Genomic DNA, 20,207 nt, shown 5'->3' with positions numbered 1-20,207 from the left:
TCTAACGAAGTTCATAATTTTATTCTACGCCATAATACATTCGGAATCATTCGCCATGCTGCTGTGATAATGCGCCATTTCCAATCGATAACAATGATGTGCTTTTGGGAATAGATAGCTTTGATAATCTTTTTTGCTACCTCTTTCGGATTCATCAGCAACGGAAAATGTGTTCCGCTCAACAACTCTGTGTCCACAAATCCTGGGCGAATATCAGTAAAATGAATATTCAACTTGCGTGAATTAGCCAATTGTTCTAACGCTTGAATATAAGTATTTTGCAATGCTTTTGAGGCAGAATAGGCTGGGGCTGGGGCTAATCCCTTCGTTCCTGCTATGGAAGAAATATGCGCAATGTGTCCTCCGCCCTTCTTTTCAAAGTATCGGAAAGCAGTACCTATCATCTTTGTAAAAGCCAAAGCGTTTGTTTCCATTGTGCGCAATTCCTTTTCCTCCTCAAGATTTTTATTTTGCCAACCTATTCCAGCTGCGTAAAACAATAGGTCTACGCCTCCTAAAGCGGTGATTAACGCATTGAAATCGGCTGTTGCCGTGTCGCTGCAAACATCAATTTTTCTTGCAAAAACCCTTTCAGGTGCCATAGAACGCAATGATTCTAAGCGTTCCATTCGGCGTGCAGCCACTCCAATGTACCACCCGTCTTGCAACAATAACTTTGCTACTTCATAGCCAATTCCTGACGATGCACCTATTATAATACAGCGTTTCGATGTTTTTTCTTTCATGATATAAAAGTAAGAAAATTATTAGAAACACGATGAAGTTGGTTGTTAAACTTTGTAGAAACCATAATTATTTCACAAAATTCTCAAAATATAAGTAAAAAGGCAATCGTTGAAAACCGATTATCATTCCGTTTTTGTAACCTTGAGTTTGCAAAAAGCGACATTTTTTGAATTTTCCTTGCAACTTTAATATTTTATTTTGTATCTTTGCAAGCGTTTTAAAACAAGCAGTACTTTGAGAAATAATATTATTATAGCTATATAAAAATTTTATGTATTTTACACTTTTTATCACCGTCTTTATAACGGCAGCCTTTTTGGTTGTAGCGGCATACGTTACTGCTAAATTATTAGGCCCCCGTTCTTACAATCCGACAAAAGGCGAGCCATACGAGTGTGGTATCCCAACTTACGGAACCTCTTGGTTACCAATGCACGTTGGTTACTACTTGTTTGCTATCCTTTTCTTGATGTTCGACGTTGAAACCGTGTTCCTCTACCCTTGGGCGGTAGTGGTAAACACCTACGGTACATTGGCGTTGGCAACAATTGGATTCTTTATGTTGGTGTTAGTTTTTGGCTTGGCATACGCTTGGCGGAAAGGAGCACTTGAATGGAAATAAGAAAACCAAAAATCAAGGCTATGCCTTATAATGAGTGGAAAGATAATGATACACTCGAGCAAATGGCAAACGACCTTAACGATGGCGGTACAAACCTCGTTTTGGGTAATCTTGACCAATTGATAAATTGGGGACGTAGTAACTCGCTTTGGTCATTGACCTTTGCTACATCATGTTGTGGTATTGAGTTTATGGCAGTAGGTTGCGCACGTTACGATTTCTCACGTTTCGGTTTTGAGGTAACGCGTAACTCGCCACGTCAGGCTGACTTGATTATGTGTGCTGGTACGATTACCAACAAAATGGCACCAGCTTTGAAACGTTTGTACGACCAAATGGCAGAACCTAAATATGTCATTGCCGTTGGCGGTTGTGCTATTTCGGGAGGTCCATTTAAGGATAGCTACCATGTCATGCGTGGTATCGACGAAATTATTCCTGTTGATGTTTACATTCCAGGGTGTCCTCCACGTCCAGAAGCTATCATATATGGTATGATGCAATTGCAACGCAAAGTGAAAATTGAAAAATTCTTTGGTGGAGCTAACCATAAGCAAACGGAAGCAGAAAGCGAATTTGGAAAGAGTAACTCGGCACTTATCTTTGAAGAGAAACTCGGTATTGCTGCTGAAGAAATCAAAGAAAAGCGTGAAGCAGCATGGGCAGAAAGCAAGAAGCCAGCTCCAAAGCCAGTTAGACCAGTTGCGGCAGCTAAACCAGCAGCAGCTCCGAAGAAAGAAACAATAGTTGTAGACAAGCCTGTAACAAAAGAAGAAGTAGAGAAGTTGGGCAAAGAGTTGGACAAACTCAATGAGCAAACGCAACAATCTACAGAAAATGCAGCTAATAATAAATAATAAGGTACGGAAAAATGAAATTAGAAAACAAAGAATTTGGTTTTGAGCATTTTGCCAACGAAATGGCAAAGCTTAGAAAAGGACAGCATTTCGACTACCTTGTTACAATTGTTGGCGAGGATTTTGGCAAAGAAGAAGGTCTTGGTTGTATTTACATACTCGAAAATACAGAAACGCACGCCCGTTGTTCAGTGAAACAAATGGCAAAGCAAGTGGGCGATGAATATGTTATCCCTTCTGTATTCAAACTTTGGGCTGATGCTGATTTGTTAGAGCGTGAGGTTTACGATTTCTACGGAATTAAATTCCTCGGACACCCTGATATGCGTCGTCTTTATTTAAGAAACGACTTTGTGGGCTATCCACTTCGCAAGGATTACGACATGGATCCAGCGAAGAATATGTACACAACAGAGGACGACATTGAGGTGGATACAACCACAGAATGGAATTTAGATTCTGATGGTAAGTTGGTTTCAACCACTCATAAACTCTTTACAGATGACGAGTTTGTGGTAAACATTGGCCCTCAACACCCTTCTACTCACGGTGTATTGCGCTTGCAAACCATCTTGGACGGTGAAAAAGTAAAACGTATTTACCCACACTTAGGCTATATTCATCGTGGAATAGAAAAGATGTGTGAATCTTACACCTATCCACAAACGTTGGCACTTACCGACCGTATGAACTATTTGTCTGCGATGATGCACCGCCACGCGTTGGTAGGCGTTATTGAAGAGGCAATGGGCATAGAATTGACCGACCGCATTCAATACATTCGTACCATAATGGACGAATTGCAACGTATTGATAATCACTTGCTTTATACTTCATGTTGTGCGCAAGACTTGGGTGCGCTTACGGGTATGCTTTATGGTATGCGCGACCGCGAACACGTTTTGAACGTAATGGAAGAAACAACAGGTGGTCGTTTGATTCAAAACTATTATAGAATAGGTGGTTTACAAGACGATATTGACCCTAACTTTGTTGCAAATACAAAGGCATTGTGTAAATATCTTCGTCCAATGATACAAGAATATCTTGACGTCTTTGGCGATAATATTATCACTCACCAACGTTTTGAAAACATCGGTACGATGAATCAAGAGGATTGTATCAGCTATGCTGTAACAGGTCCTGCTGGTCGTGCAAGTGGTTGGAGAAACGATGTTCGTAAATATCACCCATACGCTGTATATAATAAGGTGAACTTTGAAGAAGTTGTGATGAGCAACGGCGATTCAATGGATAGATATTATTGCCATATTAAGGAAATGTATCAAAGTCTTGACATTATCGAGCAATTGATTGATAATATTCCTGAAGGCGATTTCTATATCAAACAAAAGCCAATCATCAAAGTTCCAGAAGGACAATGGTATTTCTCTGTTGAAGGCGCAAGCGGTGAATTTGGTGCTTATCTCGATTCACGTGGGGATAAGAGTCCTTATCGCTTGAAGTTCCGTCCTATGGGATTGACTTTGGTAGGTGCTATGGATAAGATGTTGAAAGGTCAAAAGATTGCCGACTTGGTAACAACAGGTGCTGCACTCGACTTTGTAATTCCAGACATCGACCGTTAAGTGAGTTATGATTTTAGTAATGAATTAAGAAATTTATCAAATACATGTTCGATTTTAGTATTGTAACAAGATGGTTCGACGAGCTTCTAAGGGTAACCTTGGGACTTGGTGATTTCGCAACCATTCTTATCGAGTGTGTGATAGTTGGCTTGGCTATTATTGTTGGCTATGCCGTTCTTGCTATCATACTCATTTTTATGGAACGTAAGGTTTGTGCTTATTTCCAATGCCGTATCGGCCCTGTTCGTGTGGGTTGGTGGGGTACGTTACAAGTATTTGCCGACGTTTTAAAGATGTTGATAAAGGAAATTTTCACAGTAGATAAAGCCGATAAATTGCTTTACTATCTTGCACCTTTCCTTGTTATCGCTGCCTCAATCGGTACTTTCTCGTTCCTTCCATGGAACAAGGGTGCTGCCGTATTGGATTTTAATGTAGGTATTTTCCTTGTAACCGCTATTAGTTCTATTGGTGTTCTTGGAATCTTTATTGCTGGTTGGGCAAGTAACAATAAGTACTCTGTGCTTTCTGCGATGCGTGCTGCCGTGCAAATGATTTCTTATGAACTCTCATTGGGAATTTGTTTGATTTCAGCAGTTATCCTTACAGGTACAATGCAGATTTCAGGAATTGTAGAAGCACAAACAGGTCCTTGGCAATGGTTAATTTTCCAAGGTCATATTCCTGCAATTCTTGCATTCTTGGTATTCTGTATTGCTGGTAATGCTGAAGCTAACCGTGGTCCTTTCGACTTGGCTGAGGCTGAAAGCGAATTGACAGCAGGTTATCACACTGAATATAGTGGTATGGGTTTCGGTTTCTATTATTTGGCTGAATACCTTAATCTCTTTGTTATCTCTGGTCTTGCAACAGCTATCTTCCTTGGTGGTTGGGCACCTATTAATATAGGTATTGAAGGATTCGACGCTTTGATGGATATGATTCCAGGCATCGTTTGGTTCCTTGGTAAGGCCTTTGTAGTAGTATTCCTTCTCATGTGGATTCGTTGGACATTCCCACGTCTCCGTGTAGACCAAATCTTGAAACTCGAATGGAAATATTTGATGCCATTGAGTCTTATCATTTTGGTACTTATGACAGTTTGTGTAGCGTTCGGTTGGACATTTACTGCTGCATAATTAGGAAATATAGGATTTAAGAAATTATAATTCTAATGGAAAATAAAGAATCATATTTCGGTGAAATAGGAAATGCTTTTAAGACATTGGCTACTGGTTTGAAAACAACCATGAAGGAATACTTCACACCAAAGTCTACAGAGCAGTATCCTGAAAACCGTAAAACAACGCTGCACGTTGCTGAGCGTCATCGTGGGCGCTTGGTATTTAAACGTGATGAAAGCGAAAATTATAAATGCGTTGCTTGCTTGATGTGCGAAAAAGCTTGCCCTAATGGCACTATTCGTATTAAAAGCGAAATGCGTGAAAACCCAGAAACTGGTAAGAAGAAGCGCGTGCTTTTGGATTATCAATATGATATGGGTGATTGTATGTTCTGCCAACTTTGTGTAAACGCTTGTAACTTTGATGCAATTAAGTTTACCAACGATTTTGAAAATGCTGTTTTCGACCGTTCAAAACTTGTACTACATCTTAATGAAGAGGTTTATCAAGGTGGTTCTTTGCCAAATATTATTGATGGTGGAGCAGATTGGGAAGTTGGAAAGTTTAACACTAAAACCAAATAAGGAGATATAATATGGCAAAATTAATAATATTTGCGATTTTGGCAGTAGTGATACTCGGTTCAGCAGTATTCTGCGTATCAACAAAACGTATTATGCGTGCAGCAACAGCCTTGTTGTTTGTACTTTTTGGCGTAGCAGGACTTTATTTCTTGCTTGATTATACATTCCTTGGAGCTGCCCAAATTAGTATTTATGCTGGTGGTATCACGGTCATGTATATTTTCGCTATTCAATTGGTTAGTAAAAGAACTTTGCAAGGTCTTTCTGAAAGATGGCTTGGCAAGCGTACCCTTTTGGCTGGTATTATCGCCTTAATTGGTGCTGGAACCGTATTGGGTGTGTTTGTGAAGAATAAGGTTTTTGCAGAGTTAGTTTCAATAAACGCTACAAGTACCGAAGTTCCAATGCAAGTAATTGGTAAGAATTTAATGAGTGCAGATAAGTATGGTTATGTTTTACCATTCGAGTTTATCTCTGTATTCTTGTTGGCTTGTATCATTGGTGGTTTGGTTATTTTGAATAATCGTAATAAAGAGGAGGTAGAAAAATGATACCAGTAGAATATTTTTTCGTCCTTAGTGGATTGTTATTTTTTATTGGAGTCTTTGGCTTTGTAACTCGTCGCAATCTTGTTGCAATGCTTATCTCCGTAGAGTTAGTTCTTAATAGCGTAGACCTTAACTTTGCTGCATTCAATCGTTTGCTCTACCCAGAAGGTTACGAAGGCATGTTCTTCACCATCTTTTCTATCGGTGTGAGCGCAGCTGAATCAGCAGTTGCTTTGGCTATTATTATAAATGTTTACCGACATCTCCACAGCGACCAGGTGAACAGTATTGAAAATATGAAATTATAAAAAAGCTATGTTTGATTACGCATTTTTAATACTTCTTCTACCATTCCTGAGCGCACTCGTTTTAGGATTGGCTGGTATGAAGATGCCGAAACCTGTAGCAGGTATCATCGGTACATGTATGTTGGGCGTGCTCTTTGCATTAAGCCTTTACACTGCTTATCATTATTTCTTTTACACTGGCGAATATACTGCCATGGGGCAGACATTCAACGTTGTAGACGGTAGATTGTCAAGCGGTGTTTACCCAACAGTAACAGTCTTCAACATTACTTGGTTGAAGTTCTCAGAGTTTTTGACTTTTAATATTGGTTTCAGATTGAGCCCAATCAGTGTAATGATGCTTGTTGTTATTACCACTGTAAGTTTCATGGTTCATATCTATTCGTTCGGTTACATGGCTGAACGTGATAAGGATTATAAGTTTGAAGAATACGAACATGGTTTCCAACGCTTCTATGCTTATCTTTCTTTGTTTACCATGTCTATGTTAGGTCTTGTTGTTGCAACAAACGTTTTCCAAATGTATCTCTTTTGGGAGTTGGTGGGTGTTTGTTCTTATTTGCTCATTGGATTCTATTATCCAAAGCATACTGCAGTTCACGCAAGTAAGAAGGCGTTTATTGTTACACGCTTTGCCGACTTGTTCTTCCTCATTGGTATTTTGTTCTTCAGCTTCTATGTTGGAACATTCAACTTTGATTTATCTGCCGATGCATCATTAGCTGATAAATTGGCTGGTGTTGCTTCTAATCCAGCTACTGCTTGGGCTATCCCAACCGCATTGTTCTTAATGTTTATTGGTGGTGCTGGTAAGTCAGCAATGTTCCCACTTCACATTTGGTTGCCAGATGCTATGGAGGGGCCAACACCTGTTTCTGCGTTGATTCACGCTGCTACCATGGTTGTTGCTGGTGTATTCCAAGTGGCAAGTATGTTCCCAATCTATATTAAGTTCGGTGCTATTGAACAACTCCATTGGATTGCTTACATTGCAGCGTTTACAGCTTTCTATGCTGCTGCTGTAGCTTGTTGCCAACGTGATATTAAGCGTGGTTTGGCTTTCTCAACAATTTCTCAGATTGCTTATATGCTCGTAGCACTCGGTGTTTGCTATGCTATTGAGAATGAAGAAGGTGGTCTTGGCTATATGGCTTCTATGTTTCACCTCTTTACACACGCTATGTTCAAAGCGTTGTTGTTCCTTTGTTCAGGTGCTATTATTGTTATCATTGGTAGCAACTTTAAGGAATACATGGGCGGCTTGCACAAGTATATGCCAATCACAAATGCTTGCTTCTTAATTGGTTGTATTGCCATAAGTGGCGTTTGGCCATTTGCAGGTTTCTTCTCTAAGGACGAAATTGTAAGTGCTTGTTTCCAATTCTCTCCAGCTTTAGGTTGGTTCATGACTTTGGTTTCAGGTATGACAGCTTTCTATATGTTCCGTTTGTATTACGTTATCTTCTGGGGCAAATCTTATTATGAAGAAGACCCAGAGAACCGTCGTAAACCAAAGGAAGTTCCTTTTGTAATGTGGGGTCCATTAGTATTCCTTGCTATTATCTCAATCTTTGCAGGTTGGATTCCATTTGGACATTTCGTTTCAGCAACAGGTCAGAGTGCTGATATTCATTTGCAACATTTCCACTTCTCAAGTGTAGCTTGGTTTAGCCTTTTAGCAGCTGCTATTGGTATTAGTCTTGCAACTTGGATGTATATGCCTAAGAACAATCCTGCCGCTGATTTGCTTGCTAAGCGTATGCCTGGATTGCATAAGGCTGCTCTCAACAGATTCTATATTGACAATGCTTGGCAGTTCTTTACCCACAAGGTTGTGTTCCGTTTCTTCTCTATTCCTATTGCATGGTTCGACCGTCAAGTTATTGATGGCACGTTCAATTTCCTTGCTTGGGGAACACAAGAAGCAGGCGAGAGCATTCGTCCTTGGCAGAGTGGCGATGTTCGTCATTATGCAATATGGTTCATTACAGGAACTGTGGCTTTAACTTTAGTTTTACTTTGCTTGATATAAAGAAATGAGTTGGATTTTAACGATATTTGTAATAATCCCCGTACTAATGCTTTTTGGTCTTTGGGTAGCCAAGAACGATAATCAAGTACGCGGTGTAATGGTAGCAGGTTCTACAGCTTTGTTGGCTGGTGCTATTTGGCTCACCATTTATTTTGTTCAGCAGCGCGCAGCAGGAAATACTGACACCATGCTGTTGGCTAATTCTATGATGTGGTTCAAACCTTTGAACATTGCCTTTGCAGTAGGTGTCGATGGTATCTCTGTAGTTATGATTTTGCTTTCTGCAATCATCGTCTTTACGGGTACATTTGCCAGCTGGCAACTTGAACCAATGAAGAAAGAATATTTCCTTTGGTTTGTATTGCTCTCTTCTGGTGTGTTCGGTTTCTTTATTTCAACCGATATGTTCACCATGTTTATGTTCTACGAAGTAGCTTTGATTCCTATGTACCTTCTCATTGGTGTATGGGGAACAGGAGCTAAGGAATATTCAGCAATGAAACTTACCCTCATGTTGATGGGAGGTTCAGGTTTGTTGATTTTCGGTTTCCTTGGCATCTACTATTTCAGTGGTGCTTCTACAATGGACGTTATCGAATTGGCAAAAATGCACGCCATGTCTAAGGAGGTTCAAAACATCTTCTTCCCATTCGTGTTTGTCGGTTTCGGTATTCTTGGTGCGTTGTTCCCATTCCATACATGGTCGCCTGACGGTCATGCTTCAGCCCCAACCGCCGTTTCAATGCTCCACGCAGGTGTATTGATGAAGTTGGGAGGTTATGGTTGCTTGCGCATTGCCATGTTCATTATGCCTGACGCTCTTGAAATGTGGGCACCAGTATTCCTCGTGCTTACCACTATTTCAGTTGTTTACGGTGCACTTTCTGCTTGTGTTCAAACCGACTTGAAGTACATTAACGCTTACTCTTCAGTGTCTCACTGTGGTATGGTACTTTTTGCTTTGGTCATGACAACACAAACCGCCATTACAGGTGCTATCCTTCAGATGCTTTCACACGGTTTGATGACAGCCTTATTCTTTGCATGTATCGGTATGATTTACCATCGTGCAGGAACTCGTGATGTTCGTTACCTTGGTGGTTTGATGAAGGTGATTCCTTTTCTCGCTGTGTCATACGTTGTAGCAGGTTTGGCTAACCTTGGTTTACCAGGTTTCTCTGGCTTCGTTGCCGAAATGACCATCTTTGTAGGTTCGTTCGAGAATGCTGGTACTTTCCACCGTGTTTGTACACTCATCGCTTGTACATCAATCGTTGTAACAGCGGTTTATATTCTCCGTGTGGTTGGTAAGATTTTGTTCCAAACCATACCTAACAAGAAATTCTACGAGTTACACGATGCAACTTGGGACGAGCGTTTTGCAATTGCAGGACTTATCTTCTGTGTTGCAGGTCTTGGTCTTGCACCTCTCTTCTTCGAGAATATAATTTTAGATGCTGTTGGTCCTATCTTCGACCACATCATTGCGTATGTTCCAAATTTGGGTAACCTTTAATAAAGTAGCGAAATGAATTATAGTGATTTCTTTAAAATGATTCCAGAGGCAAGTCTTGTTGCCGTTCTGATAATCCTATTCATTGCTGATTTTATTTCAGCAAAGACTGAAGAGCGCAAGTGGTTCAATCCGCTGGCTTGTGTACTGATGCTTGTTAACACTGTTATCTGTTTGCTTCCAATGGAACCACAACAGGCTTTCGGTGGCATGTATGTTACTTCAACAGCAGTAGACGTTATGAAGGCTATCCTTTCTTTGGGTACTTTCATCGTTGTCTTGCAAAGCCGTGTATGGGCAGCAAAGAGCGAAAAAGAAGGCGAGTTTTATATGCTTATCGTTTCAACCCTATTGGGTATGAATATGATGATGAGTGCAGGCAACTTCCTTATGTTCTTCCTTGGCTTGGAAATGGCATCTGTGCCTATGGCTTGCGCTATTGCTTTCGATAAGTATCGTAACAATTCTGCTGAAGCTGCGGCTAAGTTTATCATTACTGCTACTTTCTCAAGTGGTGTAATGCTTTATGGTATCAGCTTTATTTATGCAGCTTTCGGCACAATGTATTTCGACGATATTGCTGCCAATATGCAAGCTACTCCGCTCACTATTATGGGTTTGGTATTCTTCTTTAGTGGTCTTGGTTTCAAAATTTCTTTGGTTCCTTTCCACTTTTGGACAGCCGATACCTATCAAGGTGCGCCAACTACTGTTACTAGTTACTTGAGCGTTATCTCTAAAGGTGCAGCAGCATTCACTTTGTTGAGCATTCTTTTCCATGTATTTGGTGGAATGATACAATATTGGCATGTGTTAATGATGATTGTCATTGCTTTATCAATCACCATTGCTAACCTTTTTGCCGTTCGTCAAAACGAATTAAAGCGTTTCATGGCGTTTAGTTCTATCTCACAAGCAGGCTACATCATGTTGGCAGCTTTGGGCAACGACTGGAACACCTCTATTGCATCGTTGAGCTATTACGTTCTCATTTATGTGGTTGCTAACATGGCTGTGTTCACCATTATTTCTGTGGTTGAACAAAACAACAATGGTAAGACAAACATTTCAGACTACGATGGCTTTTATAAGACCAATCCACGTTTGTCTTTCCTCATGACACTCGCCATGTTCTCTCTTGGTGGTATTCCTCCATTTGCAGGTATGTTCTCTAAATTCTTTGTCTTCATGTCAGGTGTTAAGGGAGCAGATATTACCACAACCGAGGGTGCTTGGATTTACTTCGTACTCTTTATTGCTTTGATAAATACAGTGATTTCACTTTACTACTATCTCAAGATAGTGAAAGCCATGTATATTAACCATTGCGATAACCCATTGCCTACTTTCAAGAGCGATTGCAACACAAAGTTTGCATTAGCCGTTTGCACAACAGGCATCGTCCTTTTCGGAGTTTGCAGCTACGTTTACGAATGGATTGCAGCAGCAGTTTAAAATAAAATACCCTATAATAGAAAAGCCCATCAGATATATTCTGGTGGGCTTTTCTATTTAACGGCTACCTTCCAAACCGATTAAAGGTGTTTCATGATAGTACTTTTACAGGATTACGGGAGTACGTTCATGAAAGTACTGGGGTACGCTTATGAAAGTATTGGAGTACTCCTGTGGAAGTACTGCCGTTTTACCTTATATTCTGTGATAGTTTCCCTGTGGGGAGACGCTTGTAAATCATTGGGTTTTGGCTTGTCATTTCTATAAGAGTTGCGTTCGAATCCTTGCGAAACCTTTTGTTTAGGAAGAGTTATTCTTGATAATTGGTAATAGCGAGTGGCGATATGGTTGTATAAGGCAATTGTTTCATTTGCGCAAACCTATTGTTTTGTGATTTAAAATAGGCTATAATCAAGTTCAAAACAATAGCTTTTATTTTTTTCTGAATAGTTTGTCCTGTGGCGATGAAGATTGTAGCGACCCCATTGCAATATTTTGTAAAGGAAGAACGTTATTACTGATATGAAACATTTTTTGGTGATTATTCTAAGTTTTGTTTGTTTATGTGTTGCAGCGCAGGAGACAAAAGATTATGTCCGTCCACATTTGTCTTTTTGTGGAGTGTCAATGAATAATCGTTTGGAAGATTTTACAGATTCACTGCTTGCGAAATCGTTTGTAAAAGTGGATAGTGTGAAAGATGTTTCACCGCTTCTCGACCATGTTTATTTGCAAGGACGATTTGAAAATATAGTTTGTACGGTTGATGTGGGGCAGAGCGTTACACATAAAGTTGATACATTGAAGGTTTATTTGAACGATGTAAATAACCCTGTGCTAAGTTTCAAAATTCTGACTAATTTCTATCGTTCGAAGTGTGGAAGTCCTGTTTTCGATAATTATTATTATCCACCAATGGGTACTGATGATTTGAAACAGCAATTGTCTATTGAACCTTACGTTATCGCTTTTAGCGTAGCGGGGGGCGTTATTCAGTTTGAATTGAAATATATTCCCCTAACTCATCGCTTTGTTTATAGCGTTCTCTTCGTTGATACAGAGAATGCGTTGCCCGTAATTCCACAAGATGATGCGGTGATAGAGTGGTAAGAATTTAGTTTTTCAGGGTTATACAAAGTTTTCCAGTGGTTTCTGTCAAATGCTTTTTTGCTATGGTAGAGTTCATACATTCCGTTAAAGGCATATCGTCTTCATTGATGCAATGAATAGCATGGAAACCAGCAGCGAGCAATTCCTCTATGTTGGCAACTTTTCCCGCTAAAGCAATCGTTGGAATATGGTGCTTTTGGGCGACTTTCATAACACCAAACGGCAATTTGTTGTTGAGTGTTTGGTTGTCTACCTTGCCTTCACCCGTGATAACCATATCTGCACCTTTTAGATGTTCTTCAAATTTCGCTGCTTCGATGATAGCATCAACCCCTTTTTTGAGCGTTGCTCCGATGAGCGCAAGCCCATATCCTAATCCGCCAGCTGCGCCACTCCCTGGATAGTTGGGGTTAATGCCACAGATATTTGCCACATTCTGTAAGCCCTTGTCAAGTATTTCGATTTCTTTTTCATTTGCACCTTTCTGCTTTCCATAAACATAAGCAGCACCTTCTTTGCCAAATAGCGGATTGGTTACATCGCATATAGCATTGATTTCAATCCCTTGCAGTGAAATATTTGATAAATCTATGGTCGTTATATCCTTGCAATCTTGCCCTTTGGGGTAGCTCAACCGTTCTTTTTTTGTTTCAATCTTTCCTCCCAAAGCTGCCAACATGCCCATTCCACAATCGTTGGTTGCACTGCCTCCAATACCAATCAATATTTTTTTGCAACCTTGTTCAATCGCATTTGCTATCATTTCTCCTACTCCGTATGTGGTCGTTCTCATAGGATTGCGTTCTGTTTCGTCCAATAAGGTAAGTCCAGCTGCCGCAGCCATTTCCATTATTGCGGTTGTTCCGTCGGTGGTAATGGCATATTTTGAAATGATAGGGCGCATGAATGGGTCGTGAGCAGGGCAAGTTGTCCACTTCGTTTTTAGACTTTTGCAAATTGCTTCGGTCGTACCTTCGCCTCCGTCAGCCATTGGTAGTCGTATAATTTTAGCATGTGGGCATACTTTTATGATTCCTTTAGCCGCTGCATTGACCGCTTCTTCAGCTGTCAATGAACCTTTAAATGAATCGAAAGCAAGGATTATTTTCATAGTTTTTCATAGTAATACTTCGTGTAACTACCTTTTTTATAAGGTGGTACAGGCTTTCTTCGCTTATCAATGATTTTTTTTAAGTTATAGGCTTCTTTATAATATCTTGGCAGTAAACTATCGTTGGGGTAATAAATTCGAACGTAATGCGCAAATTTTTCTAAGTTTTTATCTAATAAAAATCCTACAAGTTGGTATTGGGCAGATTTCTTCGTAGCCTTGTGAATGATGCTATCTTGAATCAACAATGAATGAACCTTTCCAGGACGTAAGACATCTTTACCGCCTACTAAGTTATATTCGAATAATTTGTTGGCAAGTTGCCCCTTGTGCGCCAAGCTATAAATGGTGAGCATGGTGGTTGTGGAGTCCGATAAACCACACTTTTGGATAACTTTTAATGCTTCGCTATACTCCTTGTTGCGAACCAATGCTTCGATATGCGCTTTTTTATGAAAAAGACTATCGGAATTGCTGTAAAGTCCCATGCTGCAAAACATCAAAAGCATAATGAGATTGTTTACCCAAAATAGTTGCGAACCTAAGCCTTCGCCCCTTAATGCTGGTTCGTATGGTTCGTAATTTTTGATGTAAACCATTGATGCGCCCCAAATAACAAGGAGTAGGGGAGCAATCCATGCCCACGCTCCAAACGTAATCGTATTGGAAGTGTCTGGATTAATATCAGTTATGACGGTCAAAAATAAAACTGACGGGAAGAAAGTGAGTGCATAACCTCGTTTTTTTAACTTAAATAACGAGTTTACAGCCCATTGTAGTAATTGCAAAGTTAGAGTGATTAAGATTGCTCCCAACCACGAAACATAGTGGGTTTGTCCGTTTGACGCAATATGCTGTGCTATGGTCAGCGTGTCTGCTTGGTAGAAAAATACAAAACAGAAAGTGAATATGCAAAACAGAAGATTGCAAAATAACCTAATTAGTTTACTCTCGTCTTTCATTCGATATTATTTTTTCTTTAAAACCAATGCGCTGCGTGCAGGAATATAGACTTTTAACCAACCTTTCTTTTGTTCTTTGTATAAAGGGTCGGTTATGGTAGTATGATTTATCTTTTCGTCTACAAAGCCATTTCCGCCAAATTCCCATGAATCGGTGTTCAAAACTACGTTGTAAGTGCCTTCAGGAACAAGGAAACCATAATCAGAGAAGGAATGATTAGGCGAGAAATTAAAGATAAATATCAAGTCGTTACGGCTGAAAGCTAATATTTGGTCGCTATCGTTGTGCCAAATTTCTTGTAGAGGTGTGTTGTTAAAGTCCTTTTCTAACTTTAATGTTTCCAACATTTTCTGGTCGAAATCGCCTAAATAGTGGTAGCATAACTCCTTGTTATCCACTAAATTCCATTGCCTCCGCGCATATTTATGGCTCCAACCATTGCCTTCTCTTGGGAAATCAATCCATTCGGGGTGTCCAAATTCGTTCCCCATGAAGTTTAAGTAACCACCATTTATGGTTGCAGCTGTAGCCAATCTTATCATTTTGTGTAAGGCAATGCCACGTCTTGCACGGTCGTTTTCATCTCCTTTCTTAAAGTGCCAATACATATCGGCATCGATAAGACGGAAAATAATGGTTTTATCGCCTACCAATGCTTGATCGTGTGATTCGCAATAAGATATTGTTTTCTCGTCAGCACGTCTGTTTTTAATCTCCCAAAAGATAGATGAAGGCTTCCAATTTTCGTCAGATAGTTCTTTAATAGTTTTTATCCAGTAATCAGGAATGTTCATTGCCATGCGGTAATCAAAACCATATCCACCATCTTTGAACTTTGCTGCGAGTCCTGGCATTCCAGAAACTTCTTCAGCAATGGTAATCGCATGCTTATTAACTTCATGGATAAGACAGTTTGCTAAGGTTAAGTAGCAAATCGCATTGTCGTCTTGATGTCCATTGAAGTAGTCGGCATATCCACCAAATGATTCTCCTAAGCCGTGACTATAATATAGCATTGAGGTAACGCCATCGAAACGGAAACCATCAAAATGGTATTCTTCTATCCAATATTTACAGTTTGAAAGTAAGAAATGTAATACTTCATTTTTGCCATAGTCAAAGCAAAGAGAATCCCAAGCAGGGTGTTCACGGCGTTGTCCAGGATAGAAATATTGGTTAGGGTCGCCAGCTAAATTGCCTAAACCTTCTAACTCATTTTTTACAGCGTGTGAATGAACAATATCCATGATAACTGCCAAACCGTTTGCGTGTGCTTCGTCAATGAGTGCTTTCAATTCTTCAGGAGTACCAAAGCGTGAACTTGCTGCAAAAAAAGAACTTACATGATAGCCAAAACTACCATAATAGGGGTGTTCTTGGATTGCCATAATTTGAATTGCGTTGTATCCCGCTTTTACAATTCGTGGCAATACGTTGTCTTTAAATTCAGTATAAGTGCCTACTTTTTCAGCATCTTGTCCCATACCGATGTGGCATTCATAGATAAGGAGTGGGTTTATGGTAGGTTTAAATGATTTCTTTTTCCATGTATATTCTTCATCTGGAAACCATACTTGTGCCGAAAATATCTTTGTTTGTTCGTCTTGAACAACTCTATCAGCCCATGCTGGAATGCGTTCTCCTTCTCCTCCGCACCAGCTAACCTGCATTTTATACAAATTGCCGTGCTTTATTTTATCTTCGTCAATGGTTAATTCCCAATCTCCGCTATCTGTGATATGATTACATTTATATTCGTCAGTTTTCTGCCATTGGTTGAAATCACCTATTAAATAGATATTTGTAGCATTCGGTGCCCATTCACGGAAAATCCATTTTCCATTTGCTTTGTGTAATCCATAATACTTGTAACCATTCGCAAAGTCAGAAAGTGTTTGTTTTCCGTCATTGGTTAATTGTTTTATTTTATTGACAGCGTTTTGATGTCGCCCACAAATCGCTTCGTTATAAGCTGCTAAGTAACTATCATTTTTAGCAATACCCATTAATTGCACCTTGTTATTTATTGCTTCTTTTTTAGCAGAAGACTTCTTTTCCTGAATCTTTTTAATCATGATAGTTCTTTGATTTTATTAATTTGTATGGCGAATACCATTTTCATAGTATCCGCGTGTTGTAACGTTTCCATTGCGGTCGCGTTCTGTAAATTGTCCGTTTCGAATATTGTTTTTGTACGTTCCTTCGAATCGTACACCATTTTTATCTTCTTCTATTGCATTTCCAAAACGTTTCCCTTCTTTATAATCCCCCCGAAATTTACTTCCGTCAGCAAAATAAATCGTTACCGTGCCGTTCATTTTTCCATTTTTGAACAGACCATCTATAATGTCTTTATTATGCTTGGTGAGTTTTCCTTGTCCATTTTGCAAGTCATTCTCCCAATTACCAACATAAACATCACCATTTTTCCAAGTCATTGAGCCGTATCCATTTCTCATTCCTTTTAGGAAATGACCTGTATAAATGTCGCCGTTTTTATAGCGCATAATCCCTTCTCCTGTGCGTTCGTCTTCAAAATAGTCGCCTTCATATACGTCGCCATTACTAAATTTATACACGCCCTTTCCATGGCGTAAGTCGTTTTTCCAATCGCCGCTATATTCTTCGCCTCGTGTGTAGAGGTAAAAGCCTTTTCCTTCTTTTAGATTGTTCACCCAATTGCCGATATAGGTAGTTCCATCTTCCCAAACGAATTTGCCATGACCATTTTTTTTGTCATCTTCCCATTGACCATCATAGTATGCACCATTGGAAAAAGTGTAACGACCCATGCCGTTGCGTTTGTCCATTATCCATTTCCCGTCGTATTTGTCCCCATTAAAATAGTACATTACGCCGCGTCCTTGTTGATAATCTTTGTACCAAAGTCCATCGTATTTATTGCCGTTTTTAAATGTAAAAACGCCTCTACCATGTTGTTGGTCTTGAAACCATTGTCCAATATATTTTTCTCCGTCAGAAAAAACGTATGTTCCTTCTCCCTGACGTTTCCCTTTCACGTATTCGCCTTCGTAGTAGTCCCCATTTTTATAGGTTGCTTTTCCTTTTCCTTCAGGTCTTCCGTGCAATAATTCGCCTTTATATTGTCCTCCGTCCCTTGTTGTAACATTTTGCCCTAACGAAAATAGGGGTAAAACGGAGAAGATGATTGTTATATATAGATTTTTCACTGTTTTATTTTCTTTAAAAAGTAACTTCCGTACTTATGCTTTTGATATCAACACAAAGAAAGTTTATTTTCATTTTGCCGAGTGCAGCAACATCTTATGCAAAGATACATTTTAAAAACGGCTTTAGCAAAAATCTAAACTTTTTTTCACTAATTCCAATTCTGTTTAAAAAATATCCTTTGGTAGATTTCTTGTTTTTAGCAATCAAGAAATTATGGCAACCAAGTCGTTACCATGATATAATCCTTGTGAAAAGTAATATTTATTTTGACAGAAATATTATTCTTTAAGTTTGTAACTTCTTGTCTTTCAATGTCCACTTTCATATCTTGATAACCTAAATGCTCTTCAGAAAACAGCTTGTAAACAGCTTCTTTTGCACACCATGTTATCAATAAATCTTCTGTTGTCGTGTAATTTTCGTCTTTATGTAAAAATCTTTTTGCAATTTTCTGAATACGTTCCGACCAATATTCTATATCAATACCCACGCGTAATGCTTTGGAAAGCAGTATGGCAAGGTAGCCTTTCGAATGTGAAATGCTGATGTTATAATCTTGAATGACTGGTTTTCCATTTTCATCGTGGGTGATTTTGACTTCTTTTTCTAATATTTTAGAAAGTAGTTCGTTTGCACCTTTGCGCTCTTCTTGGCGTCCTAATCCTATTGTTTGGACTCCCAAAATTACATCTTTAGCAAGATTTTTGATGCTTCTTTCCATCTTTGAGCGTTACTTTTATCTTGTTAATGCGACGATTATCAATGGCAAGTATTTCAAAAATGAAATGTTTGAACTTTAAACGTTCATGTAAAACAGGAAACTCTCCTTTTATTTGGAGCAACAAACCTGCTAACGAGTCAGCTTCAGCATGTAATTCTTCTGAAGTTTCATCGTCTATATCCAATACTTTTGCAAAGTCGCCAATAGAAGTTTTGCCTTCAAAAATATAAACATAATCAGATATTTTTCGATAGAATTGCTGGTCGTCATCAAATTCATCATTGATTTCTCCAACAATTTCCTCTAATATATCCTCTAAAGTAACAATGCCACTTGTGCCGCCAAACTCATCGACCACAATGGCAATATGTACTTTGTTTTCTTGAAATTCACGCAACAAATCGTCAATTTTCTTTGTTTCTGGAACAAAATAAGGTGGGCGAATCAAACTTTGCCATCTAAAAGTTGTTGGCTTATTAAGATAGGGTAGAAGGTCTTTAATGTAAAGAATCCCTCGTATATTGTCTTCATTGTCTTGATAAACAGGGATTCGCGAGTAATTGTTTTCTACGATACACTTTAAAACTTGCGAATAATTAGACCGAATATCAAGGTCAATAATATCTTGTCGTGATGTCATTACCTCTTTTGCAGTTTCATCAACAAAGCGAATAATGCCTTCTAACATTTCTTGTTCGTTGCTAATTTCGCTTTTGTTTGTAAGCTCTAACGCTTGCTCCAACTCGTCCATGGAGAGTTTTCTATTCTCTTTTTTTACAATCTTTTCGGCGAAAGTACTGCTTTTGAGAAGAATAGATTCGAATGACCAAAACATTTTTCTTGCTAACATAATACCTTTTACAGTACGACGACAGAATTTTAAAGGATTCATGCTGCTATATACTTTCGGCATAATTTCGCCAAATAGGAGCAGAAGGAAAGTAAGAAAAACAGTAGCACACAATATTTCAACCCATTCAACCTTAAAGATAACCATGCGTCTGAGGGCATATCCCGAAAGCATGACAATGGTAACATTAACTAAATTGTTTAAAATCAAAATCGTAGCTAATGTTCTTTCGCTATCTTCTCTTAATTCTTGAATGTGTTTATCGGTGTTACTTTTATTGGGTTCAAGTTCGTCTAAATCGTTAGGAGTAAGACTAAAGAAAGCAATTTCCGAACCACTTGCAAATCCTGATATGTAGAGCAAAATACAAACTAAGGCGATAGCAATAAGCACGCCTATTGAAGGTGCTTGAAATTCTACATACGAGGGTAGTAAATTAGCAATATCGTTCATTAAAATGGAGTTTCTTCCTGTGCTTGTGCAGGAATATTATTTTGGGCATTTGTTGTAAGATTTTGTGTTTCTTTTGTTCCTTCTGTCTTTTTGGGTGCAGAAAGCCATTCCAATGTGTCCGCATAGATTTCCGTTACTTGACGTCTCATGCCCTTTTTATCATCGTAACTTCTGTATCTAATTTTGCCTTCAATACAAATTTTATCGCCTTTGTGAATATATTGCTCAGCATATTTTGCTAATTGTTTGAACAATACGATGTTATGCCAATCGGTATGGTCAGGAACTTGCGTGCCGTTCGCCAATGTATAGCCTCTTTCTGTTGTTGCCAAAGAAAAGGAAGCAACACATTGGTCTACATCGTAATAGCGCACTTCAGGTTCTTTCCCCACATGGCCAATGAGCATAACTTTATTCATAGCGATGAA

19 protein-coding genes are annotated in these 20,207 nt (G+C 39.1%); 11 read left to right on the top strand and 8 right to left on the bottom strand.

Annotated features, from left to right (window positions below):
• Positions 1-11 precede the first annotated feature (11 nt).
• Positions 12-746, bottom strand: a complete 735-nt coding sequence (locus DYI03_RS06705) for an SDR family NAD(P)-dependent oxidoreductase (protein WP_021669373.1) — start codon at positions 744-746, stop codon at positions 12-14.
• Between the two features lie 272 nt (positions 747-1,018).
• Here DYI03_RS06705 and DYI03_RS06700 point away from each other — a divergent pair, with 272 nt between their 5' ends.
• The 11 genes from DYI03_RS06700 (at position 1,019) to DYI03_RS06650 (ending at position 12,489) form a co-directional block, all read left to right on the top strand.
• Positions 1,019-1,369, top strand: coding sequence for an NADH-quinone oxidoreductase subunit A (locus DYI03_RS06700; protein WP_004358054.1), 351 nt, complete (start codon positions 1,019-1,021; stop codon positions 1,367-1,369).
• Positions 1,360-2,226 carry an NADH-quinone oxidoreductase subunit B gene (locus DYI03_RS06695; protein WP_021669371.1) on the top strand — a complete coding sequence of 289 codons (867 nt, stop codon included), beginning with the start codon at positions 1,360-1,362 and terminating at the stop codon, positions 2,224-2,226. Before DYI03_RS06700 ends, DYI03_RS06695 begins: the two co-directional genes overlap by 10 nt.
• Positions 2,227-2,240: 14 nt before the next feature.
• A complete protein-coding gene (locus DYI03_RS06690; protein ID WP_021669370.1) occupies positions 2,241-3,815 on the top strand; it encodes an NADH-quinone oxidoreductase subunit D-related protein in 1,575 nt (524 codons plus the stop codon).
• Between the two features lie 44 nt (positions 3,816-3,859).
• Complete coding sequence (gene nuoH, locus DYI03_RS06685) at positions 3,860-4,954, top strand: NADH-quinone oxidoreductase subunit NuoH (RefSeq protein ID WP_004357934.1); 1,095 nt, start codon at positions 3,860-3,862, stop codon at positions 4,952-4,954.
• 35 nt (positions 4,955-4,989) lie between these two features.
• A complete protein-coding gene (locus tag DYI03_RS06680) occupies positions 4,990-5,523 on the top strand; it encodes a NuoI/complex I 23 kDa subunit family protein (protein WP_004357941.1) in 534 nt (177 codons plus the stop codon).
• Positions 5,524-5,534: 11 nt separating this feature from the next.
• On the top strand, positions 5,535-6,074 hold the full coding sequence (locus DYI03_RS06675; RefSeq protein WP_004357948.1) for an NADH-quinone oxidoreductase subunit J family protein: 540 nt from the start codon (positions 5,535-5,537) through the stop codon (positions 6,072-6,074).
• On the top strand, positions 6,071-6,379 hold the full coding sequence (nuoK, locus tag DYI03_RS06670; protein ID WP_004358046.1) for an NADH-quinone oxidoreductase subunit NuoK: 309 nt from the start codon (positions 6,071-6,073) through the stop codon (positions 6,377-6,379). The genes DYI03_RS06675 and nuoK overlap by 4 nt, the downstream gene beginning before the upstream one ends.
• Before the next feature lie 7 nt (positions 6,380-6,386).
• Positions 6,387-8,411 (top strand): NADH-quinone oxidoreductase subunit 5 family protein, encoded by a 2,025-nt coding sequence (locus DYI03_RS06665; protein ID WP_021669369.1) that lies wholly within the window; start codon positions 6,387-6,389, stop codon positions 8,409-8,411.
• Positions 8,412-8,415: 4 nt separating this feature from the next.
• Positions 8,416-9,927 (top strand): complex I subunit 4 family protein, encoded by a 1,512-nt coding sequence (locus DYI03_RS06660; RefSeq protein ID WP_021669368.1) that lies wholly within the window; start codon positions 8,416-8,418, stop codon positions 9,925-9,927.
• A gap of 12 nt (positions 9,928-9,939) precedes the next feature.
• Positions 9,940-11,379, top strand: a complete 1,440-nt coding sequence (locus DYI03_RS06655; RefSeq protein ID WP_021669367.1) for an NADH-quinone oxidoreductase subunit N — start codon at positions 9,940-9,942, stop codon at positions 11,377-11,379.
• Positions 11,380-11,901: 522 nt separating this feature from the next.
• Positions 11,902-12,489, top strand: coding sequence for a hypothetical protein (locus DYI03_RS06650; protein WP_021669366.1), 588 nt, complete (start codon positions 11,902-11,904; stop codon positions 12,487-12,489).
• Positions 12,490-12,493: 4 nt separating this feature from the next.
• Here the strand turns inward: DYI03_RS06650 and DYI03_RS06645 are convergent, their stop codons facing one another.
• The 7 genes from DYI03_RS06645 to DYI03_RS06615 form a co-directional block, all read right to left on the bottom strand.
• Entirely contained in the window at positions 12,494-13,600 is a 1,107-nt protein-coding gene (locus DYI03_RS06645) for a glycerate kinase family protein (RefSeq protein WP_021669365.1), read from the bottom strand.
• A complete protein-coding gene (locus tag DYI03_RS06640; protein ID WP_021669364.1) occupies positions 13,597-14,562 on the bottom strand; it encodes a hypothetical protein in 966 nt (321 codons plus the stop codon). Before DYI03_RS06640 ends, DYI03_RS06645 begins: the two co-directional genes overlap by 4 nt.
• A gap of 6 nt (positions 14,563-14,568) precedes the next feature.
• Complete coding sequence (locus DYI03_RS06635; protein WP_021669363.1) at positions 14,569-16,638, bottom strand: alpha amylase C-terminal domain-containing protein; 2,070 nt, start codon at positions 16,636-16,638, stop codon at positions 14,569-14,571.
• A gap of 18 nt (positions 16,639-16,656) precedes the next feature.
• Positions 16,657-17,754 (bottom strand): MORN repeat-containing protein, encoded by a 1,098-nt coding sequence (locus DYI03_RS06630; protein ID WP_021669362.1) that lies wholly within the window; start codon positions 17,752-17,754, stop codon positions 16,657-16,659.
• Between the two features lie 212 nt (positions 17,755-17,966).
• On the bottom strand, positions 17,967-18,476 hold the full coding sequence (locus DYI03_RS06625) for a 4'-phosphopantetheinyl transferase family protein (protein WP_004358050.1): 510 nt from the start codon (positions 18,474-18,476) through the stop codon (positions 17,967-17,969).
• Positions 18,448-19,779 (bottom strand): gliding motility-associated protein GldE, encoded by a 1,332-nt coding sequence (gene gldE / locus DYI03_RS06620; RefSeq protein WP_021669360.1) that lies wholly within the window; start codon positions 19,777-19,779, stop codon positions 18,448-18,450. Before gldE ends, DYI03_RS06625 begins: the two co-directional genes overlap by 29 nt.
• Entirely contained in the window at positions 19,779-20,198 is a 420-nt protein-coding gene (locus DYI03_RS06615; RefSeq protein WP_021669359.1) for a single-stranded DNA-binding protein, read from the bottom strand. Before DYI03_RS06615 ends, gldE begins: the two co-directional genes overlap by 1 nt.
• Positions 20,199-20,207: the final 9 nt, after the last annotated feature.

It is taken from the genome of Prevotella disiens, from assembly GCF_900454955.1.
In the GTDB taxonomy this organism is placed as follows: Bacteria; Bacteroidota; Bacteroidia; order Bacteroidales; family Bacteroidaceae; genus Prevotella; species Prevotella disiens.
Note: the sequence above shows the minus strand (reverse complement) of the source record. Positions and strands in the feature narration are given on the sequence as shown.